The sequence below is a fragment of the Paraburkholderia ginsengiterrae genome (assembly GCF_001645125.1).
Lineage (GTDB): Bacteria > Pseudomonadota > Gammaproteobacteria > Burkholderiales > Burkholderiaceae > Paraburkholderia > Paraburkholderia ginsengiterrae.
In genome coordinates this window covers 185333-210688 of record NZ_LXKA01000371.1, presented here as the reverse complement: position 1 = coordinate 210688, position 25356 = coordinate 185333, and the positions used below count along the sequence as shown (strand labels likewise).

Genomic DNA, 25356 nt, shown 5'->3' with positions numbered 1-25356 from the left:
TAGTGGATGACTACGGAAACAGGTGAAAGACACCGTCGCGAGCAGGCGGGAAAAGCGGCTATGATCGTTTTCTGACACCGCGCGGCCGCGTGCAGTCCATCGGCGTGCCGCGCCCAAAACCCTATCGGAACCCTGTCGATGTCATACACCGTGAATCTGGACAACTACTTCTCCCGCATGGGTTACGAAGGCCCGCGCGCGGCCTCGCTGGAGGTTCTGCGGGTGCTTCACGGCTTGCACCCGCGGGCCATCCCGTTCGAGAACCTGAACCCGCTCACGCGGCGGCCCGTCAAACTGGACCTCGAATCGGTCGAGCGCAAACTCGTCGCCGAGCACCGCGGCGGCTATTGCTTCGAACAGAACGCGCTGTTTGCGAACGTGCTGATGCAGTTGGGATTCAAGGTCACGCCTTTGCTCGCGCGCGTGCTGTGGGGCCGCGACTCGGACGCCATGCCGCCGCGCACGCATATGGTCCTGCGCATCGACCTCGACAACGAGGCGTGGATCGCCGACGTCGGCTTCGGCAGCGTGACGCTGACCGCACCACTGCGCCTGTCGGCGGGTCTGGCTCAGCCCACTGCGCTCGGCACGTTCCGTCTCGCCGACGCATCGCGTGGCGCGCTGTGTCTCGAAGTACAGGCGCGCGATGAAAGCTGGGCGCGCGTCTACCGGTTCGATCTGCATCCGGTCGAGTGGATCGACTATGAAACCTCGAACTGGTACACGTCCACCTCGCCGGAGGCGATTTTCGCCAGCAACCTGATTGTGAGCCGCGTACTGCCCGAAGCGCGCCTCACGCTGCTCAACGACCAGTTGAACGAGCGCGCCGCGGACGGCGAGATCATCGGCACGCAACGACTGTGCAGCGCGGGCGAACTCGCGGCGTGTCTGCGTGATCGATTCGGCCTGAATACCGGCGATATCGACATTGCCGCGATTTTCGAGCGTGTGCGCACGCCGGCGAACGCGGCATAGCAGGTAACGCCATGGTCACGCGCCTCGTCTTTCAAACGGTGGTCTGGCTGGTGTGCATGAGCGCGCTGCTGTTCGGCGCGGCGGGCACGCTCGCATGGCCGGCGGCGTGGTGGTATGTGATCGAACTGGGCGTGCTGACTCTGTGGGTGGGGCTGTGGCTCGCGCGCCATGATCCCGCATTGCTGGCCGAGCGCTTGTCACCGCTCGTGCAGCAACAGCAAAGCCGCTGGGACCGCATCTTCATGATTAGCGTCGCGGTGGCGTGGTGCGGCTGGCTGATCCTGATGGCATTCGACGCGATGCGCTTTCACTGGTCCGCGCCGCTGCCAGTGGCGCTTGTCAGCCTCGGCTCGGTTTGTGTGTTTCTTTGCATCTTCATGTGCCGCTTCGTCTTCCAGGCCAATAGTTATGCCGCGCCGGTCGTGAAGATCCAGGCGAGCCGCGGTCATAAGGTGATCGACACCGGTCTTTACGCGCACGTGCGCCACCCCATGTATGCCGCGGCGCTGCTGCTGTTTGTCGGCACGCCGTTGCTGCTCGGGTCATGGTGGGGGCTCGCCGTCGTGCCGGTCCTGGTGGCCGGCATGGGTTGGCGCGCGATACGCGAAGAGCGTCTGCTGGCCGCGCAACTCGACGGTTACACCGACTACATGGCACGCGTGCGCTACCGCTTCGTGCCGTTCATCTGGTAGGACGCACCTGCGCGCCATTGCCGCGGGTCGCTGTGTGCACCAACATGTCTAGACAAAACGAGCCACGCTGGTGCACGCGGCGGCTCGTTCCATCTCACCCCCACGCATTAAGAGCTCCCCGGAAAGCCATGCCGGACGGGATTGTCTAGGGGCTTACCCGGTATTCCGGGCGATTTTTGATAAATCCTCTTGCGACGTCTTATTGACTGATGCAGACTTGTCTATACAAATTTAGCGACGATTCAACACTCAGCTCGGCAGGTCTCTCAATCAAAGGAGTTTCGACGTGAAAGTGAAGCGCACGACGGCAGCACAAGCATTGATCGGCGCCGTTCTCGGCGCCGCGGCCATTTTCGCAGTACCGGCGCAGGCCAAAGACTGGAAGACGGTGACGATCGCGCTCGAAGGCGGTTACGCCCCGTGGAATCTGACGTTGCCGGGCGGCAAGCTGGGCGGCTTCGAACCTGAACTGGTCGCGAACCTGTGCGAGCGCATCAAGCTGCAATGCAACCTCGTCGCGCAGGACTGGGACGGCATGATTCCCGGTCTGCAAGCCGGCAAATTCGATGTCCTGATGGATGCGATCTCGATCACGCCGGAGCGTGAAAAGATCATCGCGTTTTCGAAGCCGTACGCGGCCACGCCGGCCACGTTCGCCGTGTCCGACGCGAAGGTGCTGCCCAAGGCGGCGCCGGGCGCGAGCGTCGTCAAGCTGTCAGGCGACCCCAAGGCCGATCAGCCGACCGTCGATGCACTGCGCAAGCAGTTGAAGGGCAAGACCATCGGCATTCAGTCCGGCACGGTCTACACCAAGTTCATCAATGACGGCTTCAAGGACATCGCCACGATCCGCGTGTACAAGACTTCGCCGGAGCGCGATCTGGACCTGGCCAACGGCCGCATCGATGCCTCGTTCGACGACGTGACCTATTACGCCGCCAACATCGACAAGAAGGAAACCGCCTCGATCGTCATGGCCGGCCCGAAGATTGGCGGTCCGATCTGGGGACCGGGCGAAGGCCTGGCGTTCCGCAAGCAGGACGCCGATCTGAAAGCGAAGTTCGATACCGCGATCACCGCGGCGCTCGCCGACGGCACCGTCAAGAAGCTCTCCAACAAGTGGTTCAAGACCGACGTGACGCCTTGATGCGTCAAGCGTTCGCAGAGGCCGGCATGTGCGCCGCAACGGCGGGCGTGCCGGCTGGTTTGATCCGCCGTACTGCATGAGAGGGATGAAATGGCTCTGATAGAGATGCTCGGCTTCGGGCCGGAAGGCTGGGGCGGCGTGCTGCTGCTCGCGGCATTGATGACCGTTGTGCTGACGCTGGCGGCGCTCGCGGTCGGCGCCGTGTTCGGCGCGCTGATCGCGGCGGCCAAACTGTCGCGGTATCGCACGCTGCGCGTGATCGGCGACATCTACACCACGGTATTTCGCGGCGTGCCCGAGTTGCTCGTCATCTATCTGTTTTACTTCGGCGGCTCCACGCTCGTGACCACCGTCGGCCAATGGTTCGGCGCGGAAGGTTTTGTCGGCGTGCCGCCGTTCGTGATCGGTGCGCTCGCGGTCGGCATGATCTCCGGCGCGTATCAGGCCGAGGTGTACCGTGCAGCGGTGCTCGCGGTGTCGCGCGGCGAACTCGAGGCCGCGCGCTCGATCGGCATGCCGACCCTGACCATGGCGCGCCGAATCCTGATTCCGCAAGTGCTGCGTTTTGCGTTGCCCGGCATCGGCAACGTCTGGCAATTGAGCCTGAAGGATTCGGCGCTGATCTCCGTCACGGGGCTCGCCGAATTGCTGCGCGCAAGCCAGGTGGCGGCGGGTTCCACGCACCAGTACTTCACGTTCTTCGTGGTGGGCGGGGCGCTCTATCTGGTCATGACCAGCATCTCGAACCGGGTCTTCAACCGCGCCGAAGCGCGCGTGGGCCGGTCCTTCAAGCGCAACTTTGCGCGCAACTGACGCGGCTATCATGAACTTCGACTTCGATTTTCTGTTCGACACGCTCAAGCAGCTGCTCGCGGCCGTGCCGACCACGCTCGGGCTGTTCTTCTGTTCACTGATTCTCGGCGGCTTGCTCTCGCTCGTGATCGTCACGATGCGGGTGTCGCCGCACTGGCTGCCGAACCGCTTTGCGCGTGCCTATATTCTCGTGTTCCGCGGCTCGCCGCTGCTGATCCAGATGTTCCTGGTGTACTACGGCATGGGCCAGTTCGGCGTAATCCGCGAGAGCTTCCTGTGGCCGGTGCTGCGCGAACCCTACATGTGCGCGGTGCTGTCGCTCGCGCTGTGCACGGCGGGATATACCGCTGAGATCATTCGCGGCGGCTTGATGGCGGTGCCGGTCGGCCAGATCGAAGCAGGGTATTCGATCGGGCTGTCGGGCTTCGCGCTGCTGCGCCGTGTGATCGGTCCGATCGCATTGCGTCAGTGCCTGCCGGCGTATTCGACTGAAGCCGTGCTGCTCGTCAAATCGACAGCGCTCGCGAGTCTCGTCACCGTGTGGGAAGTGACCGGTGTTGCGCAGCAGATCATCCAGCAGACCTATCGCACGACGGAAGTGTTCATCTGCGCCGCGCTGATCTACCTGTTCCTGAATTTCGTCATCGTGCGGCTGCTCGGCATGCTCGAAACGCGCCTGTCACGCCATCTGCGCGCAGCGCCCGCCACGGCCCCGGCAAGCCGCCCGGTGTCGCCGACTACCGAAGCACGCCGCGCCACGCCCTGAACGGCCGCCCCATCTGGATGAATCTGGAGAATCTCATGAACGCTACGGCTCCCGTTGCACTGTCGGTCAAGAACATTCACAAATCGTTTGGCGAACATCACGTGCTCAAGGGCATTTCGCTCGATGCTCATCAAGGCGACGTGATCTCGATTCTCGGCGCGAGCGGGTCGGGCAAAAGCACGTTCCTGCGCTGCCTGAACCTGCTTGAAACGCCGGATGACGGCTCGGTCGCGCTCGGCGGCGAAGAGCTGAAAATGAAGCGCCGCGGCGACGGCAAGCTGCAACCGAGCGATCGCCGCCAGGTGGACCGGGTCCGCTCGCAACTCGGCATGGTGTTCCAGAACTTCAATCTCTGGTCGCACATGACGGTGCTGGAAAACCTGATCGAAGGGCCAATGCGCGTGCAAAAACGCAGCCGCGCCGAGTCGATCGAAGAGGCCGAAGCGCTGCTGGCGAAAGTCGGTCTGGCGGAAAAGCGCGGCCACTATCCGGCGCATCTGTCGGGCGGCCAGCAGCAACGCGTGGCGATTGCGCGCGCGCTCGCCATGCATCCGAAAGTCATGCTGTTCGACGAGCCGACCTCGGCGCTCGATCCCGAACTGGTGGGCGAAGTGCTGCGCGTGATGCGCTCGCTCGCCGAAGAAGGCCGCACCATGCTGGTCGTCACGCACGAGATGGGTTTCGCGCGCCATGTGTCGAATCGCGTGATGTTCCTGCACCAGGGGCAGGTGGAAGCCGACGGCACGCCCGACGAGGTGTTCGTCGAATGCAAGTCGGATCGTTTCCGCCAGTTCGTGTCGAGCCACCAGGACCGCACGACCAACTGATCAGTCATCCCAGGTACTTTACAGAGAAGAGCGCTAACATGGCCGTGATCCGTTCCAACCGTCCTCTCGACTGGGCCCAGGTGGCGGCGGTCGCCGCCGGCGAGCCGCTCGAGCTTTCCGCCGACGCGCGCGCACGCATTGCGGCGGCGCGTGTGCTGGTCGAACAGATCGTCGAGCGCGGCATTCGCGCGTATGGCGTGAATACCGGCGTCGGCGCGCTGTGCGACGTGGTCGTCTCCCCGGCCGAACAGCGCGCGTTGTCGCGCAACATTCTGTTGAGCCACGCGGTGGGCGTCGGCGTGCCCCTCGGTGTCGCCGAAACGCGCGCAATCATGGCCGCGGCCGTCAACAATTTCGCGCACGGTCACTCGGGTGTTCGCCTCGAAGTCGCGGACCGTCTTGTGGCCTTGCTCAACGCGGACTGTTTGCCGGAAGTGCCGGCATTCGGCTCGGTCGGTTATCTGAGCCATATGGCGCATATCTCGCTAGTCTGCATCGGCGAGGGTTATGCGCGCTATCGTGGCGAGCGGCTCAAGGGGCGCGACGCGTTGCAGCGGCTCGGGCTCGAACCGCTGGTGCTCGAAGCCAAGGAGGGGCTGAGCCTCGTCAATGGCACGCCGTGCGTGACCGGTCTCGCCGCTCTTGCGTTGGCGCGTTCCGAACGCCTGCTCGACTGGACCGATATGGTTGCCGCGATGAGCTTCGAGAATCTGCGTGGCCAGCTCGCGGCTTTCGACGAAGATTCGCTGGCCTTGCGCATTTCGCCGGGCCTGAATCTGGTCGGCGAGCGCATGCGCACGGCGCTGGCGGGCAGCCGCATTCTGGCCGCGGTGGTCGGACAGCGCACCCAGGACCCGCTCAGCATGCGGACCATTCCGCACGTTCACGGCGCCGCGCGCGACGTATTGGCGGCGACCGCCGATGTGGTCAATCGCGAACTGGCCTCGATAACCGATAACCCGATCGTCGCCGGCACGCCGGAAGAACCGCGCGTGTATTCGCAGGCACACGCGGTGGGCACCTCCATCGCGCTGGCCATGGACAGTCTCGCGACCGCGATCGCCCAGGTTGCCGCGATGGCCGAGCGGCGCCTCGACCGCCTCGTCAATCCGCTGGTCAGCGGTTTGCCGGCGTTCCTCGCGGAGCCGGGCGGCGCCTGTTCCGGTTTCATGATCGCGCAGTACACGGCGGCCTCGCTGGTCGCGCAGAACCGGCGTCTCGCCTTGCCGGCCAGTCTCGACGGCGGCATCACGTCGGGCTTGCAGGAAGATCACCTGTGTCACGCCACGCCCGCCGCGATCAAGGCGCTGGAAATCGTCGACAACGCCGGGCGTATCGTGGCGATCGAATTGCTGGCGGCGGCGCAAGCCTACGACCTGCAGCGTATCGACGCGCCGCGCGCCCCACACACCGAGACGCTCCGGCAACGCGTGCGCGGCGTCGTGCCGACCTATCGCGACGACCGGCCGCTCGCGGACGACATGAGCCTCGCATTTCGCATGATCGCCGACGAAGCGCCGCCGCCGTTGCCAAACCCCGGTAATATGGGCCCCCGGCCGGTCACGTCCGATGAAGGCGCGGCGCTGGTTGCACGCGCTTCGGTCACGCATCTGGCCGCCGCAGGCAACGTTCGCCCAGCCGCGAGCGTGGCCGCGAATAAGCCAGTCAACGACGGGCAAGCCGCCGCCCACACGGCATGATGGAGACTACGCCGGTGAGCGGGCTTACCCGCCGGCGAACCGGTCAAGGCGTCCCTCAAGGGACTTCCGGCGGGCGAGCCAACCGGGCATAACCCGCGTACCACCCACGAGGTCGGAGTGAATACAACGATAAACGCGCAAACCGTAGAGATGCAGGATTCGCCTGATCGCAGCCGGGAGACACCTGCGAAGGCGACGCCCGCCTATGAGCAGATCAAACGCTACGTGATCCGGCGAATCAGCGAAGGGGACTGGAAACCGGGCGGTTTGATCCCGTCCGAAACCGAACTCGTCAAGGAGTTCGGCGTGGCGCGCATGACCGTGTCGCGTGCGCTGCGCGAATTGACGTCCGAACGCGTGCTGACGCGCGTGCAGGGTTCGGGTACGTTCGTCGCGCCCCGGCGCTACGAATCGACGGTACTGGAAATCCGCAATATCGCCGACGAAATCGCCGCGCGCGGTCATCGCCATTCGGCGCGCGTGCTGACGCTCGAGCCGAGCGACGACCCGCAGGCGCTCGAAGCGCTGGGCCTCGCCAGCGGCCCGGCGTTTCACTCGTGCATCGTGCACAGTGAGGAAGACGAGCCGATCCAGTACGAAGACCGCTACGTCAATCCGAAGGTGTTTCCCGATTACCTGAAGCAGGACTTCACCGTGGAGACGCCGAATCACTACATGGTGCGGCTCGCGCCGATTCAGCGCGCGGAGTTTCGCATCTACGCGCAAAAGCCCGACGCCTACGTGCGGCGGCATCTGATGATGGAAATCGGCGAGCCGTGTCTGCAGCTATGGCGCCGCACTTGGGTGGGCGACGAGGTGGCGACGTCGGTGCAGTTGTGGCACCCGGCGTCGCGATTCCATCTGGCCGGCAACGTCTAGCGCGTTTTGACGCGCACCTTGTGTGCGCGTTCTTTCAACCTTCGTTCAACCCTGGCGCTGCGACGTATCCGGGGAAAATCGGCAACCGAGCCGGTAGCGCGATCCCGGATGCACGAAACGCGCGAACGTCACCGCCACGCCGCTCGTCCACGTGCGGCGCACCAGCGTCAGGCACGGCTCCTCGGGGCGGATCTCGAGCAGATCGGCTTCGGCGTGCGTCGGCAGGCTGGCATCGACCACGTGCTCGACGTCATGAGCCGGCACGAACTCATACAGATATTCCGACGGTCTCACCACCGAAAAATCCTGCCGCAAAAAATCCGGCGCGATGGCGGGATTCACGTAGCGGTCCTCGAGCTGGACCGGCAAGCCATTTTCCCGATGCACGCAAATCACGTGAAAGACCGACGTGCCCGGCGCGAGGCCTAACGCATTCGACACAATCAGCGACGCCGTTTCGCGTTGCAACAGGACCGTGTCATAGCGGTATTCGTGGCCGCGCGAGCGGATCTCGTCGCCGATATGGGCGATCATCAGCAAGGTAGATTGCGGCTTGCTTTGCGCGACGAAGGTCCCCACGCCGGCCACGCGCGTCACGAGCCCCGCGTCAGCAAGTTCGCGCAGCGCGCGATTGACCGTCATGCGCGACATGCCGAGGGCGGTGACCAGGTCCTGTTCGGAGGGCAGCCGGTCACCCGCCCGGCGCTCGCCCGATTCGATGATCCGGCGAATATGGTTCTTGACCTGCTCGTAGAGCGCGGCCGGCGCTTCGTCGGCCGCGCGCGCGGTCTTCGCCGCCGCTGCGGCGGCGGGCTGTTTGTCGTGAGGCTGATGGCGAACGGAGGAGGACATCGGTGGCTCTTGCGCTATCGTCCGCGCGCGGCAGGCGGGAAACGGCGTGTGTTCATAGTGGTTGCGTGTCGTCGGGGCCGCGCGTCCAGAAGGCGTTGCGGTCGAAGTAATTTTGCAGGAACTGCCGCAAACGCGGCTGGCCCGCATCGTGAAAGACGTCGCGCGGTTTGCCCTGCACGGCGATACGGCCTTGATCGATGAACATGACCTTGTCCGCGACCTGCGCGGCGAAACCCATTTCGTGCGTGACCACGGCCATGGTCATGCCGTCGCGGGCAAGCTGCTTCATCACTTGCAGCACCTCGCCGACCAGCTCCGGATCGAGCGCCGAGGTGGGCTCGTCGAACAGCATGATGTGCGGCTCCATGGCGAGCGCTCGCGCGATCGCCACGCGCTGCTGCTGGCCGCCCGAGAGTTTAGCCGGATATGCATCGCCTTTGTGCGCGAGACCAACCGTCTCGAGCATCGCGTTGGCGCGGCGGCGCGCTTCGTCGCGCGACAGATGCCGCACGCGCAGCAGGGATTCCATCACGTTGCCGAGCGCTGTCATATGCGGCCAGAGATTGAACTGCTGAAACACCATGCCGACGTTGCGCCGCACGCGATTGATCTCGCTTTGCGAAGCCCGCACGCGCTTGCCGTTGCGCTCGCTGTAACCGAGCAGTTCGCCTTCGATGCGCACGTCGCCCTGATCGTAGGTTTCGAGCGCGGCAAGGCAGCGCAGCAGCGTGCTTTTGCCCGAGCCTGACGGGCCGATGATGCACACCACTTCGGAGCGCGCGATCTGCAGGTCGACGCCGCGCAGCACTTCGACTTCGCCGAAGTGTTTGCGCAGGCCGCGCACGTCGATCAGCGGTGCAGTGGGAGAGGCGTCGGCCGCAGCGTGGGACGCGGAGGAGGGCATGTCGGCGATGGCGTTCATAAGAGGGTCCAGGTTCCGTTCATGCCATGAAGCGCGCGATGCGGCTTTCGGCCCACATGCCTGCGCGCGAGGTCAGCTCGACCAGGGCGAGATAGCACACGCACAGCACCAGCAGCGTTTCGACGAAAGCAAACGTGGCCGAACCGATGCCGGTCAGCACGAACGTGAGTTCAGGCACGGTGACAATCGACAGCACGGCGGTTTCCTTGCTCAGGACGATGATCAGATTGGTCAGCGCGGGCACGATCAGCACGAGCATTTGCGGCACTTGAATGCGCAAGACAGCCTGCCAGCGCGTGAGCCCGAGACACGACGCCGCTTCGAGATGACCCGGTGGCACCGACTGAAACCCGGAGCGGAAGGCCTCCGCGAAATACGCGCTGCCATACAGGCCCAGCCCGAGCACGCCGGCTGTCATGGGTTCGAGCGTGAGGCCGATGGATGGCCCGCCGTAATACAGCAGAAAGAGCTGCACGAGAAACGGCGTGCCGCGAAACAGTTCGATATAGACGCGCAATACGCCGCGCACCCAGCGTCCGCAAAAAAGTTGCAGCACGGCGATCAGAAAGCCGAGCAGCATGCCGATCGCGACGCCCGCGGCCCAGGTGCCGAGCGTCGTGGCAAGGCCCGCGGCGATCGGCTGAAGGTTGTGGGTGATGACGGTGGGGTCGAGCGTTTGCATGACGGAGGCCCAGAGTCGGTCAGGCGTGCTGCAAGCGATATTCGGCGGCGTGCGCGACGAGCGCGAGCGCACCGCAGATCACGAAGTAAATCAGCCCGGCCGCGAGGTACGCCTCGAGCGGCCGATACGTGCTGGCGGCGATATTCTGCGCAGTGCGTGTCAATTCTGCCACGCCCACCACGGAAATGAGCGACGAGGCCTTGATGAGCAGCACCATCTCATTGACCAGCGAAGGCAGCGTCATGCGAAACGCTTGCGGCACGAGAATGCGGCGCAGCATGTCGAACGGCGAGAGCCCGAGCATGCGCGCGGCTTCCAGATGGCCCGGCGGAATGCTGAGAAAGCCGCCGCGCAGGATTTCAGCGATATACGAAGCGGAGCACAGCGACACGGCGCTGATCGCCGCCACGACCGGCGACACGTTGATGCCCGCGAACGGCAGCAGGTAGTACACCAGCAGCAGCTGCACCAGCATCGGCACGCCGCGAAAGAAGAACACGTAAGCGCCGCCGGCCATGCGCGCCGCGCGATTGGGCGACAGCCGCGCCGAGCATACGCCAATCGCGACGAAGAAACCGATCAGCAGACCCGTCAGCGAAATGCCGATCGTGGCAAGCGCCGCGTGCAGCAGCAGCGGCAAGCCCTGGATGAAAACGGTTGTGCTGAACATAACGTCGCACTCGCTAGAGCGGGGAGGGCGATGCGGCGCGTTGTGCTGGCCGCACCGCATCGCATGCATCAACCCACGCGCACCGGGATCGGAACAGTGGCGTGTGGGAACATCGAGCGGTCAATAGTTCGGCGTGGGCATGGTGGTCGGCGCATCCATTGCGACTCCGAACCATTTCTTCTGCAACGTGGCGAGGCGTCCGTCGTTGTGCATCTTGACGAGCGCGGCGTTAAACGCGTCGGCGAGTGGCTTGCTGTCCGCGTCTTTTCGCAGGCAGTACGCGAAGTACACCTTGGCGCCGAACGGCGGCTGCACCACGGCGAACGTCTCCGGACGCTGCTTCGCCACATACGCGATGTTGGTCATGGAGTTCGCCACGGCCGCGATCCGCCCGGCGGCGAGGTCGGCGTAAGCCTGATTGTTATCGACGTATTCGCGGATTTCAGGCGGTTTCGGCAACGTCGCAACGTAGCTCTTCAACTGGTCGAGCTGGGCCGAACCCTTGCCTGCACCGACTGTCTTGCCCGCGATATCCGCCGATTGCTTCACGGAAGAATCGTTCGCGCGCTTGAGCAGCGCGTCGGTCGCGTCCGCGATCGGCAGGGTGTACGTATAGCGCTCCATGCGCGCCTTGGTGACGGTGAGCGGGCCGCCCACCATGTCGAACTTGCCGGCTTCCAGGCCCGGCAGCACGCTGGGCCACGGCAGATCGATAAAGCGCACCTTCACGCCCATTTCCTTGCCGACCTCGGCGAACAGATCCTTGTTGAAACCCGCTTGCTGGCCGTTTTCAAGGAAGTCGAACGGTGCGAACTGCATCTCGGTGCCGACCACCAGTTCGCCGGCTTTCTTCACTTTGGCGAGCTGGTCTTCCGCGTGGGCGGTGACGCTTGCCGCGCACAACGCCAGCATGACCAAACGACACTTCCAGCCTGCAAGGATGCTCATGGGATTCTCCGGTTGGCAAAGCGGTGTCGCGCGAATCTGATGCACCAGCGTGCTTCGGCGCGATTCATGCGGGGCAGTATATACCGCAGTTTTCGCGCGAAACAAATAAACCCGCAAGTAGAGAAAAGCCCTGACGTGAAGTATCGCAGCGCAACTTGCGAACGCGCTTTTGGCGGTATATACAACGGCAATGCACGGCGTGAATGCTTCATCTCATGGATGAGCCATGCGTCCCTTTCGTCTGTCGATTTCGCCGGCCCTTCAGGAGCAACGCGATGCCTGTGACCCGCATTCCGATCATCGACCTCGCCGGCGTTCGCGCGGGCGACCCTCACGCCTTGCAGCGCGTGGCGCACGAGATTCGCGAAGCGTGCACGACGATCGGCTTCTTCTACATCGTCAATCATGGCGTGCCTCAAGCGGTGATCGACGCCGCCGCGCAGGCGGCGCGCACCTTCTTCGCGTTTCCGGTGGAGACCAAGCGGCGCGCGGCGGTCAATCATCGGCATCGCGGTTTCAATGCACTCGGCGACGCGACCATGTATCAGGCCAAGCGCCCCGACTACAAGGAGTTCTTCAGCATCGGCCTCGAATTGCCGGAAGACGATCCCGACGTGCAGGCAGGCCAGGCATTGCGCGGGCCGAACAACTGGCCGGACTTCATGCCGGAGTTGCGCCCCGCGCTGTATGGCTACTATGAGGCGGTCGCGGCGTGCGGCGCCGATCTGCTGCGGGCGGTGGCGGTGAGCCTCGGTGTCGACGAACATTTCTTTGCGCCGCGCTACACGAAGCGGATGCAGCGCACGCAGATGGTCTACTATCCGCCGCAGCCGCCTCAATCCGACGAAGATCAGTTCGGCGTCGCCCCGCATACCGACTACGGCTGCATCACCTTGCTATGGCAGGATCAGGTAGGCGGCCTGCAGGTGCGCGAAATCGCCAACGATACCTGGGTGGACGCGCCGCCGGTCGAGGGCAGCTTCGTGGTGAACGTCGGCGATCTGCTGGCGCGCTGGACCAACGACCGCTTCCGTTCCACCTTGCATCGCGTGATCAATGCGTCGGGGCGCGAGCGCTATTCCATCGCAACGTTTTATGATCCGACCTACGGCGCGCTGGTCGATCCGCGCGATCTCGGTACGAGCGGCGCCGATCTGAAGTATCAGCCGGTGGCCGCGGGCGACTATATTCTCGGCCGCATCAACGATTCGATGGGCTATCGGAAGAAACATGCGCAGGCAACGGGTGCCTGAAGCAACGCAAGGAACCAGGGCATGACGGACAACAGCACGGCGAGCGAGACACGGCCGCTTTCCGCAACGCTCGGCGCGCTACGCGCCGCGCTCGGCGAAGACAGCGTGCGCGTGGGCGAGCAGATTGGCGAGCGGGCCATGACAGACTGGACGCGCCACGCGCCGACGCGGCCCGCCGCGTTGCTGCTGCCGCGCAGTACGGAGCAGGTCGCGCAGGCGCTCGCCATCTGTCACGCGGCTTATCAGCCCGTGGTGCCGCAGGGCGGCATGACCGGCCTTGCTGGCGGCGCGATCGCGCGTTCGACCGATATTGCGTTATCGCTCGAACGCCTGAGCGGCGTCGAAGAAGTGGACGCTGCCTCCGCCACACTGACGGTGCGCGCCGGCACGACCTTGCAGGCCGCGCAGGAAGCCGCGGCGGACGCCGGCTTCGAGCTTGCGCTGGATCTCGGCGCGCGCGGTTCGTGCCAGATCGGCGGCAATCTCGCCACCAATGCGGGCGGCAATCGCGTGATCCAGTCGGGCACCGCGCGCGACCAGGTGCTCGGTCTCGAAGTCGTGCTGGCGAACGGCGACGTGCTGACCTCGCTTGGCAAGATGGTCAAGAACAATACCGGCTACGATCTGAAGCACTGGTTCATCGGTTCGGAAGGCACACTCGGCGTCATCACGCGCGCGGTGCTGCGGTTGCATCCGCAACGGGCCGCCCGCCATACGGCGCTGGTTGCGCTCGACGGCTATGACGCCGCCGTGAACCTGCTGCGCCGTCTGTCGACGCGGTTTGGCAACGACATCGGCGCGTTCGAGATCATGTGGCCGGACTTTTACGACCTCGGCGTGTCGTGGACCGCGACGGCACGTTCGCCGTTTGCGGATTCGCATCCGCTTTACGCGTTGATCGAACATGCGAGCTTCGATGCGGGTGACGACGGCGGCCGGTTCTCGGCCGCGCTGACCGACGCGCTCGAAGCAGGCGCGATTCGCGACGCCGTGATCGCACAGTCAGTCGCCGACGCTCGCGCGCTATGGGCGATTCGCGAATGCACCGCGGAGTTTCCGGCGCGGCTCGATCCGGTCAACTTCGATGTGAGCCTGCCGATCGGCGAGATCGGCGCGTTCGTCGATCACTGCCGCGCGGCGCTCGATCAGCGCTGGCCGGGCAACGCGTCGTATTTCTTCGGGCATATCGGCGATTCGAATCTGCATGTCACCGTGGACGGTCATTCGATTCCCGGCGTCGATCATCATGCGGTGTACGCGTTCGTGTACGAGATGCTGAGGCCGTTGCACGGTTCGGTCTCGGCCGAACACGGCATTGGCCTGCTCAAGCGCGAGTTCCTGCCGATCTCGCGCTCGCCCGCGGAATTGGCGGCAATGGCCGCGATCAAACATGCGCTGGACCCGCACGGCATTCTGAATCCGGGCAAGCTGTTCTGACCGTGTCGCGCGGCGCGAACCGGCACCGCGCGCGGTGTCAATGCGCGTCCAGGTACTTCACGATCACCGGGTACACATCCACCGCGGCGTTCTTGCCGAAGATACAGTCAATGTGCCCGTAGTCCGGAATCAGATGCCGTTCGTAGGGCTGTTCGGGGAACCGCTCAACCAGCATGTCATACGTGCGTTGCGTGCTGATCGGCAGGTAGGTTTCGTTCTTCTCGCCGTGGATAAACCCGATCGGCAGGCGCATGCCCTCCAGCCCTTTCATGCCGTTCGCGCCGGTCAGATAGACATCCTTGCCCGCGGCGTCGACCACTTTGCCCGCGCGCACCATCGCGGCCAGATGCTTGAATACTTCGACGTCGTGCACGCCGAGCAATTCCTGCAGATTCGCATGAAGCGTCTCGTTCAATTGCGCATGTTCGTAGAGCAAGCCATACAGGAAGGTTGCGCGATGGCAGATCGGGCTGCCGCAGCCTTCCTTGTGGTTGAGTGGATAGAACGGGAGCGCTTCGTCGAGCAGATTCTGCGGCCAGCATTTGTGCTCCGTATAGGCGGTCAGATCGAGTATGCCGAGATGTTCCATGATGTCAGGGATATGCAGCCCGCACTTGATCTTCTCCAGCGTGCCCGGCACCGGATGCGCCGATACCTGGGATATCACCGCCGAACGCACGCCCTCGAGCCCGGACATCAGCGACATGCTGAACGCCAGGCCGCCCAGGCAGTGCGCGAGCACCTGAATATCCGGTGCGCCGGTCAGCTTGCGGATGGTGGCGACGGCGGCCGGAATATCCTCGCGCGCTACCTTGTCGACGTTGGTCGGCACCAGCACGCTCGGCATTTCGATGCTGACACGCAGATCGACGAGCCACACGTCGTAGCCGGACGCGCAAAGATACTCGACAAGGTTGGTCGCGATCAGGTCGGTGGAGAAGATCCGGCTCGATACGCCGGAGCCGTGAATCAGCAGAACGGGGCGCGCCGCTTTGCGATCGGCGTCGAGAAAGCGCGTGAGCCTCAACTTCGTTCCGTCGGGCGTATCGAAGAACACGACTTGGGGCGCGGGTGCGCGCAGCGCGCGCTTCAAACGCGGTTGCGCATTGGGGTTATAGAACTGCAAGGGCGCGGCCACACCGCCGTATTCGTTGAACAGCACGCCCGCGAAAAACTTGCCGAATTTCAAGGTCCATTCGAGGCGCGTCGCCAGATCCGGCGCGTGGGTGACTTCGAGCGTGCGTTGCTCTTTGAGGAAATTTTCCGGGGTGACGACCAGCGTCGCCTTGCCGATCAACGGGGCATCGGCTTGCGATGATTCGCGAAGCTCCGTATAGAGCGTGTTGGTCTGCTCCCACAGATTGATCGGCGACGTGCGCGTGATGATCTTTTTCCCGCTCAGATAGTAGGTCTTGCCTTCGGTCGAATTGAGCGTCATGTGGTAAGTCATGTTGCGCTCATCCACGTCCGATTCGTCGACCACGAACAGATTGAAGGTCCCGTTGCTGATCGTCATGGGCTGCGCCGACAATGCCGGGCAGGTCAGCGTGCCGGCCGTTTGCGCCAGATGCTGCGGATTGCCGAGCATATCGGCGAGATCGTCCGATTCGACAGTCAGCGTGAATTCGATTGGACTGGTGGCGGCATCGCCCGCCACGGCCGGCGTATAGGTGCCGACCATCGTCTCCGTGAAGCGCAGGCCGATCTTCTGTGGCGGCGGCGTGCCGGCGGTGCCCTTCGCCACATAGTCGATGGTCCAGCCATGCGCGGCCGCGAGCAGCGCGCAATTGCGTTCCGCCAGCGCGGAAATCGTCAGGAGCGGATTGACGCCGAGCGACATCGGCATGACGGCGCCGTCCATCACGTACAAACCGTCGTGTACCGCGGCGCCTTCGGTGCCGCTGAAGACGCGGCCCATGTGGTCGATCACGCCGTGTGCCGCGTCGTCGGCCATGCCGCAACCGCCAAGCGGATGCACGGTAACGGTCCGGTCGCCGAGAATATCCGTGGAAATCGGATCACGCATGTATTTGCCGCCGGTGGCCACGGTCGCCTGCTTCAGGACTTCCTCGATCGACCGAAAAACCGGCTGCGTGCCGGCGTTCTTCCAGACGATGCGCGGCTGGCCTTTGCCGTCCACCCTGATCTGGCCGCTTTCGTCGTCGTGGGCCATCACGAGGTAGCTTTGCGTGTGGTTGAGCGCGCCATGATAGGGGCCGCGCAGGAAGCTCTCGAGCACGCGGGCGTCGTAAGCGACTTGCTGTTCGGCCGAACGCGGCGTGACATCGACGCCTTCCAGCGGCGCGGCGGCGCCGAGCGCGCCGACAAGCGCCGCGCCAACCGCCCCGGCGAGCGAGCCTTCCTCGATTACGTAGCCATCCTTCACATTGCCGGTATCGCGGTGATCGATGAGACCGGTGATGGTCGGGCCGACCGGCGGGATCACGCCCGGTTCGTGCGCACCCCAGCCGACGCCGTTGATCACAGGCTCGGTGTTGTATGCGAAGGCGAGCACGTCGCCGTTGCCGGTGAAGTGCTCGCCGAGCATGGCTGAGACACTCAGCCCCCGCTCACGGGAGCGCAACAGCAGGGCGCTCGATCCGATCGTGCCGGCCGACACGATGACGATATCCGCGCTGACGAACAGATCAGGCGCACCGTAGCTTTCGCGGCCGAGGCTAACCAGCTGGTAGCCCACGGTCCATTTCTGCGTGGTCGCGTCGCGCACCACCGAATGCACGGCCGCGCCCGTGAAAATCTGCGCACCGTGCGCGACGGCATCGGGCAGATAGTTCATGTGCGTCGAATTCTTCGCGTCGTAGTTGCAGCCCGAATTGCAGTCGCCGCAGCCGACGCACGCCTTTTGCTCGACGCCCGCGGCGTTCGGCCCATCGGTGAAGGTGACGGTGATCGGCGGGCGGCTGAATTGGGCGTGCAACTCCAGCCCCCGCGCCGACATTTCGAGCGCCTGCAATTTCGGCAGGACCGGATAGTCGTCAGGCACCGGCGACGGTTGCAGCATGGCTCTCGCCCGCGCATAACCCTGATCGCGGCCGGCCTTGTCGGCACGCAGCGCGGCGGGCCAGCGTTCGTCGTCCCATAGGCGCGGGTCGGCTTCGAGTGCGACGTTCGCGTTGATGAGCGAGGTGCCTCCGAGACCGCAGCCCACCACCGCATTCACGTCCTCGTTCACGTGGACTTCGAGCAGTGCGAGCGGCGAGCCGATGTGCGCCAGGGCCGTGTTGTACTGCACCTGCTCCGTGCCTTGAAACGGCGTGCGGGGAAATTCGCCGGCCATGAATTCGCGCCCGCGTTCGAGCACGCAGACGCGGCGGCCGGCACGCGCCATGCGGCTGGCGGCAATTGCGCCGCCGTAGCCTGAACCCACCACGATCACATCGTAATGCGATTGGATTGCCGTCACGGCGCTCGATAAGCGGTTCATCACGACCACCTCGTCAGGAACGGAACACAGGGAAGGGAAGACCTGGACTTCGGATGCAAGACGGCGTGCTGCTGCGGCTTTTGTATCCTAGGTAATGTCCGGCAACAAGCAAAGGTGGGACGTATGCGGCGCGTAGACCCGGCGTGCCGGGCCTACGGCGGGCGCAATCACCGCCAGCGAGCGGCGCGCGCGAGGGTGCTCGTCGAGGCGTGCTTTTAGGCGGCTACTTCATTCAACTCGCTGTCGCTCGACTCAGCGGCGAGCAGGTTCAGCGCAAGCAGGATGGCCTCCCGATTGTCGGCGGCAATCTCGATACCGAGTTCATCCGTGAGCCAGCGGCCGATCTTGGTATTGGAAAATTCAGCGGCGCCGGCCGTCTTTTTCATGGTGACGCCGAGTTTGACGGCACGATAGTGATATGAGGGGACCCGATGTTGCGCCGCGACTGCCGACAAACCGCCTTTGCCTTCGGAGCACCAGCCGAGACTGCCCGCGAGCACGATCCGCTCCGGCTCGTCGAGGCTTTCGATGAAAGCGCGTGCCGAGAGCCGCACGCGCTGTTCGTCGAGGCCGTATTGCAGCAGCACGCTTTCCACCGGATCCTCGAGCGCCTGGGCGTGCAGGTCGATTTCCTGCGCCATGCCTTCGTTTTCCATCGACACGTTGCGCTGATGGCCCGCGCTGCGCAGGCAGTCGATCAGATAGCGGCGGAAATAGGCGCACACTGCGTAGCCGTTGGACGGCGCGCTGTCGGCGCAGGCGTGAGTTTCCGTGTGGCCTGGCGCGAGACGCAGCACTTTCGCGTAAATGAACTGCGCGACCAGTTCTTCCTTGTCCTCGCCAAGCGCCTGCAATTCGAGCGGGTGATAGGTCCGCAGCGCCCGTTTGACCAGTTCGACCATCGAGACCATTTCGTCGCCGGACAGGCTGGTACGCCGGCGCCACAAATCGGGCAGGACCGCATCGTCGAGATTGCGGACGAAATCGTGGCTGGGAACTGCGCCCATGAAAACCTCCATAAGGGTTAGGCAAGGAGCGCGGTGAGCCTGGTGGGCAGGCGGGGTGTGGATGTCGGGGGTTGAAGCCGCGCTGAAATGTGAAATCAGTATGGTTTCCGGCGGCGGCTTCGCCTATATGGATTAAGTGGTAGCTGATGGGTAAACTGCCGGGTAAACCATCTGGCAAATTCGCCATCCGGCAAAAAATGCCGTCTGGCAATAAAACGCGTCTTATTCGTCTGACAATAAAGAAGGGGCTGCACCAGAACACTCAAGGAGACCGCGCAATGCGGGCCGACCCGATCCAGCGTGCCATCGACGAAGACCTGGTGCGCGTGCTGTATGCGCAAGATCCGATCGCTTTCTTTTCGCACTGGTTTTCGATTGCCGTGCTGGTGGCGATCTATTGGCCGGCGATCCCGTCGCCGCACCTGTTTATCGCGTGCTTTGGTTTCTACGCCGCGGCCAATTGCGCCGGCCTCGCGCTGTGGATCTGCAACCGCCGCTATCCGCAGCTCGTCTCGCCGCGCGGCTGGATCTATCTTCACGCGCTGCGCGGCATGCTGCTGTACAGCGCGCCGGGCCTCGCGATCTGGTTCGCGTTTCAGAGTCCGCAAACCGACTTGCCGCTCCTGCATACGGTCATGCTGGTCACGCTGGCTGCGGGCGTGTTCATGTCGAATGGTTTCGACCTGCTAAATTTTTCGACTTCGATTCCGTTTCTGCTGGTTCCGTCGATCGTGCTGCATTTCGGCACGCATACCTTCGACCGTACGATTCTCGCCATCGTCCTCGCGTTTTTCTTCTGTGCGATCAACGTCTACGCATTGAGTTATCGCAAGCTGTTCAGGCAGGTCGTGCAGGCGCGTGTCGATCAGCAATATCTGGCGGAATCGCTGGCCGCGCAAAAGCGGCTGGCCGAAGAAGCGAGCCTCGCCAAGACGCGGTTTTTCGCGGCCGCCAGTCACGATTTGCGTCAACCGCTGCATGCGATCGGCCTGCTCGCGGCCTCGCTCAACGACGCGGCGGCAACGCCCGTGCAACACGCGAAGACAGCCGAGCACATCGTCTACAACGTCGAGGCGTTGAACCAGTTGTTCAATCAGGTGCTCGATCTGGCGCGGCTCGAAAGCGGCGTGACCCAGGTGATACGGCTGCATTTCCGCTTGTCCGAACTGTTTGAACGGGTCGGCAGCCAGTACCGTCCGCAGGCCGCCGCCAAAGGACTGGCATTGCGCATCGCACCGACGGCGATGATCGTGCACGACGATCCGGTGCTGCTCGAACGCGTGTTGAGCAACCTGTTGTCGAACGCGGTGCGCTATACCGAGGAGGGCGCGATCTGGCTGGGCTTTCGCCGCGCGGGCCGGCAGGCGGGCGGCTTTATCGAAGTACGCGATTCGGGCATCGGCATTCCAGTCGAGGAGCATGAGCGCGTTTTCGAAGAGTTCTATCAGGTCGCTAATCCGCAGCGCGACGCGCGCCAGGGGCACGGACTCGGTTTGCCGACGGTGAAGCGTCTGGTCGAACTGCTTGGCGGCGAGTTGCAATTACGTTCGGCGACGGGCCGCGGCTCCGTGTTCCGCGTTCCGGTGCAGGCGGGCGAGGCCGGTGCGATCGTGGCCAGCCTGAACGAAACCGTGGTCGGTGGATTGTCCGCGCAAGGGCGGCGCGTGCTCTGCATCGACGATGAACCGTCGATTCTCGAAGGCCTTGTCAGTCTGCTTGGGCGCTGGGGTTGCAGTGTGCAAGGCGCACGCGACGAGGCCGAAGCGCTCGCGGCGCTCGCCGGCGGCTTCGTGCCGGATGCCGTGCTATGCGACTACCAGCTGGCGAATCACCGCACCGGCGCGCAGGCGCTGACAGCCGTGCGCAATGCGCTCGCGCGTGCGGGCCACGACAATGCGGTGACGCTGCTGATCACCGGCGACATGGCGTCGGCCGAGTTGGCGGCGCTCTCGTTGCAAGGGATTCCGGTGCTTCACAAGCCGGTCACGCCGGCGCGCTTGCGGCGCACGCTGGAAATACTGTGGCAGCAGGCTGGACTGAGCAAGGGGCGGGCGGCGGCCGCGCAGGAATCGCGCGTGGACCCAACGGCGCATGATGCGGGTGGCCAGGCGGGGAATGACGTGATGCGGGCCGCCGGGACTTTGGCGGATGCCGAAGCAAAAGTGGGTGCGCGCAGTCCGTCCCAAAGCGAACCGCAAAAGTAGTTGCAAGCGGGCGGCGCGCACGCCGCCTGTCGTTGGGCTCGCGTTACAGCGTTTTGCCGGCTTCGAGCCAGCCGTTGATCACGGCGATTGCGGTCGAACGGTTGTGCACGCCGAGCGCCCGGAAGATCACCGAAAGGTGCACTTTCACCGTGCCTTCCGCGACGCCAAGATCGCGCGCGATCATCTTGTTGGTCCAGCCGCGATGCACGAGCCGCATGATGTCCTGTTGACGCGGCGACAGGTTCTCCAGCAAATGCTGCTGGTGCGGCTGCAACGCCGGTATCTGCGCGAGCGGTTCGGTGAGCGCGGCGCCGGCCTGGCTGGGTGCGTGCGCGCCCGCGTGAGCCGCCGAGTGGGGCGCCAGTTCGGCGGCCACTTCGCCACGCGCGGGCGTGGCCTGGGGTGTGTCACGCGAACCCAGCAGGCTGAGGGCCTCCATCGGCACATAAGCGCCGCCTGACAGCACCAGTTCGATCGCCTTGAGCATGACGCTGGCGGGCTGGCGCTTCGGCACAAAACCGAGCGCGCCGGCGGCCAGCACGGCGCGCATTTCGTCGGGCGATTCTTCGGCGGAAAGGACGACGAGCGGCAGCGCGGGGTTCGCCTTCAACAGCACTTCGAGCGACGTCGCGCCGCTCATGCCCGGCATATGCAGATCGACGATGGCGAGATCGTGATCGGCGTCGGGCCGTGCGAGGGTGGCGAGCGTTTCCCAGTTGTCGGCTTCGTCGAACTGGGCCTCGGGATCGAGGCCGCGCAGCATGGTCTTGACGCCTTGCCGGATCAGTTCATGGTCGTCGGCCACAAGAAACTTCATGATGTCTCCGCGAGTCGGACCTGCCCGTTGTGGACTACTGCCGTTATGAGGTTTCGTTTTACGTTTCTGCTCGTGAATCGCATCATGGCCGGCTACCCCGTGATCATAGGCCCGATCGGCGGCGCGGTGCACCATTTGGCGTGTGCCCCAGCAGGGCTTGCGCCAGGGCGCCGCCTGAACGGGTTTTTATTTGTATGATCGCCGGCAGGTCCGATGCTCTGCACGATGTGTAAGGCAGGTCTCCCGCGCATAGGTTCCGGCTTGCTTGGTAGACGAGCCGCGAGGGCCAATTTTGAAGCCCGCCATGCAGGATTCCGAAGGTTATGCGCGCCAGATCGAATCGCGTTGGAACAGTGTTTATTTGACTGCAAAAAGCGTTGCATTCATCAGCAGCTTGAACGCGAAGCCGAGCGACATGGCCGAACCCACGCCGACGCACCATAGCGCGATGAACCACAGCCAGCCGGGCAGTTTGCGCGCCGGCGCGGGGGATGCGTTATGAGTTGCGCCGGGCCTGACACCGGCATCGATCTGCTTAGTGATAGTGATGTTGGTCGCCATGACGCACCTTGCCTCGAAACACCCAGTAACCCATCGTCGTATAAGCAATGATGACCGGCAGAATCACCGCTGCGCCAACCAGCGTGAACATCTGACTCGAGCGCGGCGCGGCGGCTTCCCACAGCGTCATGCTCGACGGAATCGCATACGGCCACAAGCTCACCAGCAACCCCGCATAGCCGAGCAGCACCAGCAGCAGCGCCAGCGCGAACGGCGTGTTGTGATGCCGCTCGCGTACCGCGCGATGCATGAAGAATGCGCAGACGGCCACGAGGAACGGCGCCGGCAGCAGGCGGTAGAAGAGGTTGTCGTGGAACCAGCGCTGCGCGATAGTCGGATCCTGGAGCGGCGTCCACAGGCTGACCATCGCGATGAAGCCGAGCAGCACGAGCGTCAGCGGCCAAACCACGCGATGCAGCCGGCGTTGCAGATCGCCCTCGGTTTTCGCCACCAGCCAGCAGCAGCCGAGCAGCGCGTAGGTCACGACGAGTCCGAGCCCCGTGAGCAGGCTGAACGGGGTGAGCCAGCCGAAGGCGTCGCCGGCATAGGCGCCATCGCTCACGGGGATGCCTTGCAGGAACGCGCCCAGCGCGATGCCCTGGAAGAACGCCGCGCCCGTCGAGCCGCCAATAAACGCCAGGTCCCACAGATGCTTCGTGCGGTTGGCCTTGGCGCGAATCTCGAATGACACGCCGCGAAAGATCAGACACACGAGCATGAAGATCAGCGGCAAATACAGCGCGGACAGCACGGTCGAGTAGACCGCGGGAAACACGGCGAACAGACCTGCGCCGCCGAGCACCAGCCAGGTTTCGTTGCCGTCCCATACCGGCGCGACGGTGTTCATCATCAGGTCGCGTTCTTTCTCATCGGGGAAGAACGGGAACACGATGCCGATGCCCAGATCGAAGCCGTCCAGCACCACATACATGAAAAGGCCCAGCGCGATGATCGCGGCCCACACTACGGTTACGTCCATTTTCTCTCTCGCAAGCAGCTAGTGATGCAGGGTAGGTTCAGACGGCGTCGATCATGTGATCGGCGCTCGCGAGCGGGCGGCGCGCGGCCGGGTTCGGCAGGCGCTCCGGCGCGTCATGCGGCGTGCCGTGCGGCGAGTTGTGCGGTCTATTGCCTGGCAGCGCCGGACCCGAGCGCATCAGCTTGAGCATGTAGTAGACGCCGGTGCCGAACACGAGGAAGTACACGACCACGAAGGTCATCAGCGAGACGCTGACTTGTTGCGTGGTCAGCGGCGACACGGCCTGCGCGGTGCGCATCACGCCGTACACGACCCACGGCTGACGGCCGGCTTCCGTGGTCACCCAGCCGGCCAGCAGCGAGATGAAACCGGTCGGGCCCATGGCCACGGCAAAGCGCAGGAACCACTTCGATTCAAACAGGCGTTCGCGGCGGCGCAGCGCCCACGCGGTTGCCGACAGCAAGATCATCAGCATGCCGAGGCCCGCCATGATGCGAAAGCTCCAGAACACGACCGTCGAGTTCGGCCGATCCTGCGGCGGGAATTCCTTGAGGCCGCGAATTTCGCCGTCCCAGCTATGCGTGAGGATCAGGCTGCCCAGGTGCGGAATCGACACGGCGTAGCGCGTGGTTTCCTCCTGCATGTCCGGAATGCCGAACAGGTTCAGCGCGGTGCCGCCTTTCTCGGTGTCCCACAGACCTTCGATCGCAGCGATCTTGGCCGGCTGATATTCGCGCGTATTCAAGCCATGCTGATCGCCGACGAAGGCCTGGATCGGCGTGAGAATCAGCAGCAGCCAGAGCGCCATGGAGAACATCTTCTTGACGGCCGGATCGCGCCGCCCGCGCAGCAGATGCCACGCGCCGACCGCCGAGACCACCAGCCCCGCGACGATGAACGCTGCCAGCGCCATATGCGCGAGCCGGTACGGGAACGACGGATTGAAAATGATCTTGAACCAGTCGAGCGGCACGACGTGACCGTTCACCACTTCGAAGCCTTGCGGCGTTTGCATCCAGCTATTGGAGGCGAGAATCCAGAAGGTCGAAATCAGCGTGCCGATCGCCACCATCAGCGCGGCGCCGAAGTGGGCGCGCGGACTCACGCGCTGCCAACCGAACAGCATGATGCCGAGGAAGCCCGCTTCGAGGAAGAACGCGGTCATCACTTCGTACATCAGCAGCGGCCCGGTGATGGGGCCGGCGAAACTGGAGAAGCCCGACCAGTTGGTGCCGAACTGATAGCTCATCACTACGCCGGAGACGACCCCCATGCCGAAGGCCACTGCGAAGATCTTCGACCAGAACAGGCAAAGGTCTTTGTAGTACGCCTTGCCGGTTTTCAGCCAGCGCCATTCGAGCACGGCGATGAAGCTGGCGAGACCGATGCTGAGGGCCGGGAAAACGATGTGAAACGAGACGGTGAACGCAAACTGGATGCGCGCGAGATCGAATGCCGATAGAGCGGAGTTCATGAGCGTGAAGTGCGTGATGCCCGCGAGGGCGGACTACGCGCGTCGACCGTTGTCGGTGCGCACTGCGCTGGGCAGATGGCGCAAGAGTAGGGGATGAGAGGAATTTTTGCTGCGCCGCGACGTGCGTCAAAAAACCACCTTGTTTTGCGGCGGTTTTCTATTTTGAGACGGCAAACCCTTGATGGGTATCAAGTTTTCCTGATTGCCTTGGTGCGAGGGTTTCGCGCGCTTGCTGCGCAACTGCGGCAATCGACCGCGCTGCAGCAATGCGGCCGGGTTGTTTCCTGGTTGTTTCTCTCATGCGCA

At 64.0% G+C, this 25356-nt stretch carries 22 protein-coding genes; 11 read left to right on the top strand and 11 right to left on the bottom strand.

Translation table 11 applies throughout. From position 1 onward, the window contains the following. Positions 1-138 precede the first annotated feature (138 nt). The 8 genes from A6V37_RS35555 (at position 139) to hutC (A6V37_RS35520) (ending at position 7799) form a co-directional block, all read left to right on the top strand. Positions 139-975, top strand: coding sequence for an arylamine N-acetyltransferase family protein (locus tag A6V37_RS35555; RefSeq protein ID WP_064271816.1), 837 nt, complete (start codon positions 139-141; stop codon positions 973-975). A gap of 11 nt (positions 976-986) precedes the next feature. Further along, complete coding sequence (locus A6V37_RS35550; RefSeq protein WP_064286853.1) at positions 987-1667, top strand: methyltransferase family protein; 681 nt, start codon at positions 987-989, stop codon at positions 1665-1667. A 286-nt stretch (positions 1668-1953) separates the two neighbouring features. Continuing rightward, entirely contained in the window at positions 1954-2814 is an 861-nt protein-coding gene (locus A6V37_RS35545) for a transporter substrate-binding domain-containing protein (protein ID WP_064271818.1), read from the top strand. Between the two features lie 90 nt (positions 2815-2904). Beyond that, entirely contained in the window at positions 2905-3627 is a 723-nt protein-coding gene (locus tag A6V37_RS35540; protein WP_064271819.1) for an ABC transporter permease, read from the top strand. Positions 3628-3637: 10 nt separating this feature from the next. Beyond that, positions 3638-4393, top strand: coding sequence for an ABC transporter permease (locus tag A6V37_RS35535; protein WP_064271820.1), 756 nt, complete (start codon positions 3638-3640; stop codon positions 4391-4393). Between the two features lie 35 nt (positions 4394-4428). Beyond that, positions 4429-5220 carry an ABC transporter ATP-binding protein gene (locus tag A6V37_RS35530; protein WP_064271821.1) on the top strand — a complete coding sequence of 264 codons (792 nt, stop codon included), beginning with the start codon at positions 4429-4431 and terminating at the stop codon, positions 5218-5220. A gap of 38 nt (positions 5221-5258) precedes the next feature. Continuing rightward, a complete protein-coding gene (locus A6V37_RS35525; RefSeq protein ID WP_064286852.1) occupies positions 5259-6920 on the top strand; it encodes an HAL/PAL/TAL family ammonia-lyase in 1662 nt (553 codons plus the stop codon). Between the two features lie 150 nt (positions 6921-7070). Continuing rightward, the gene (gene hutC, locus A6V37_RS35520) at positions 7071-7799 is read left to right on the top strand and encodes a histidine utilization repressor (RefSeq protein WP_064286851.1); all 729 of its coding nucleotides are present in this window, start codon (positions 7071-7073) and stop codon (positions 7797-7799) included. Positions 7800-7844: 45 nt separating this feature from the next. Here hutC (A6V37_RS35520) and hutC (A6V37_RS35515) read toward each other — a convergent pair whose 3' ends face one another. The 5 genes from hutC (A6V37_RS35515) to A6V37_RS35495 all read right to left on the bottom strand — a co-directional run bounded on the left by hutC (A6V37_RS35515) (position 7845) and on the right by A6V37_RS35495 (position 11873). Beyond that, positions 7845-8651, bottom strand: a complete 807-nt coding sequence (gene hutC, locus A6V37_RS35515; RefSeq protein ID WP_064271824.1) for a histidine utilization repressor — start codon at positions 8649-8651, stop codon at positions 7845-7847. A gap of 52 nt (positions 8652-8703) precedes the next feature. Beyond that, the gene (locus tag A6V37_RS35510; protein WP_064271825.1) at positions 8704-9573 is read right to left on the bottom strand and encodes an amino acid ABC transporter ATP-binding protein; all 870 of its coding nucleotides are present in this window, start codon (positions 9571-9573) and stop codon (positions 8704-8706) included. Between the two features lie 19 nt (positions 9574-9592). Then, positions 9593-10255, bottom strand: coding sequence for an amino acid ABC transporter permease (locus A6V37_RS35505; RefSeq protein WP_064271826.1), 663 nt, complete (start codon positions 10253-10255; stop codon positions 9593-9595). 19 nt (positions 10256-10274) lie between these two features. Further along, on the bottom strand, positions 10275-10925 hold the full coding sequence (locus tag A6V37_RS35500; protein WP_064271827.1) for an amino acid ABC transporter permease: 651 nt from the start codon (positions 10923-10925) through the stop codon (positions 10275-10277). A 120-nt stretch (positions 10926-11045) separates the two neighbouring features. Beyond that, the gene (locus A6V37_RS35495; RefSeq protein ID WP_064271828.1) at positions 11046-11873 is read right to left on the bottom strand and encodes a transporter substrate-binding domain-containing protein; all 828 of its coding nucleotides are present in this window, start codon (positions 11871-11873) and stop codon (positions 11046-11048) included. Positions 11874-12148: 275 nt separating this feature from the next. Between A6V37_RS35495 and A6V37_RS35490 the strand changes: the two genes are divergently transcribed. Both A6V37_RS35490 and A6V37_RS35485 read left to right on the top strand, forming a co-directional pair. After that, on the top strand, positions 12149-13126 hold the full coding sequence (locus tag A6V37_RS35490) for an isopenicillin N synthase family dioxygenase (RefSeq protein WP_064271829.1): 978 nt from the start codon (positions 12149-12151) through the stop codon (positions 13124-13126). Between the two features lie 21 nt (positions 13127-13147). Then, the gene (locus A6V37_RS35485) at positions 13148-14563 is read left to right on the top strand and encodes an FAD-binding oxidoreductase (RefSeq protein ID WP_064286850.1); all 1416 of its coding nucleotides are present in this window, start codon (positions 13148-13150) and stop codon (positions 14561-14563) included. A 37-nt stretch (positions 14564-14600) separates the two neighbouring features. Here A6V37_RS35485 and A6V37_RS35480 read toward each other — a convergent pair whose 3' ends face one another. Next, entirely contained in the window at positions 14601-18008 is a 3408-nt protein-coding gene (locus A6V37_RS35480) for a GMC family oxidoreductase N-terminal domain-containing protein (protein WP_064286849.1), read from the bottom strand. Between the two features lie 215 nt (positions 18009-18223). Then, entirely contained in the window at positions 18224-19015 is a 792-nt protein-coding gene (locus A6V37_RS35475; RefSeq protein WP_064271832.1) for a hypothetical protein, read from the bottom strand. 278 nt (positions 19016-19293) lie between these two features. Between A6V37_RS35475 and A6V37_RS35470 the strand changes: the two genes are divergently transcribed. After that, entirely contained in the window at positions 19294-21219 is a 1926-nt protein-coding gene (locus A6V37_RS35470; RefSeq protein WP_064286848.1) for an ATP-binding response regulator, read from the top strand. 43 nt (positions 21220-21262) lie between these two features. Here the strand turns inward: A6V37_RS35470 and A6V37_RS35465 are convergent, their stop codons facing one another. The 4 genes from A6V37_RS35465 to A6V37_RS35450 form a co-directional block, all read right to left on the bottom strand. Further along, on the bottom strand, positions 21263-22036 hold the full coding sequence (locus A6V37_RS35465) for a response regulator transcription factor (protein ID WP_064271834.1): 774 nt from the start codon (positions 22034-22036) through the stop codon (positions 21263-21265). Positions 22037-22393: 357 nt separating this feature from the next. Continuing rightward, positions 22394-22597 carry a hypothetical protein gene (locus A6V37_RS35460; RefSeq protein ID WP_064271835.1) on the bottom strand — a complete coding sequence of 68 codons (204 nt, stop codon included), beginning with the start codon at positions 22595-22597 and terminating at the stop codon, positions 22394-22396. Next, a complete protein-coding gene (cydB, locus tag A6V37_RS35455; protein WP_064271836.1) occupies positions 22572-23576 on the bottom strand; it encodes a cytochrome d ubiquinol oxidase subunit II in 1005 nt (334 codons plus the stop codon). The genes A6V37_RS35460 and cydB overlap by 26 nt, the downstream gene beginning before the upstream one ends. Before the next feature lie 37 nt (positions 23577-23613). Then, positions 23614-25050, bottom strand: coding sequence for a cytochrome ubiquinol oxidase subunit I (locus A6V37_RS35450; protein WP_064286847.1), 1437 nt, complete (start codon positions 25048-25050; stop codon positions 23614-23616). Positions 25051-25356 lie beyond the last annotated feature (306 nt).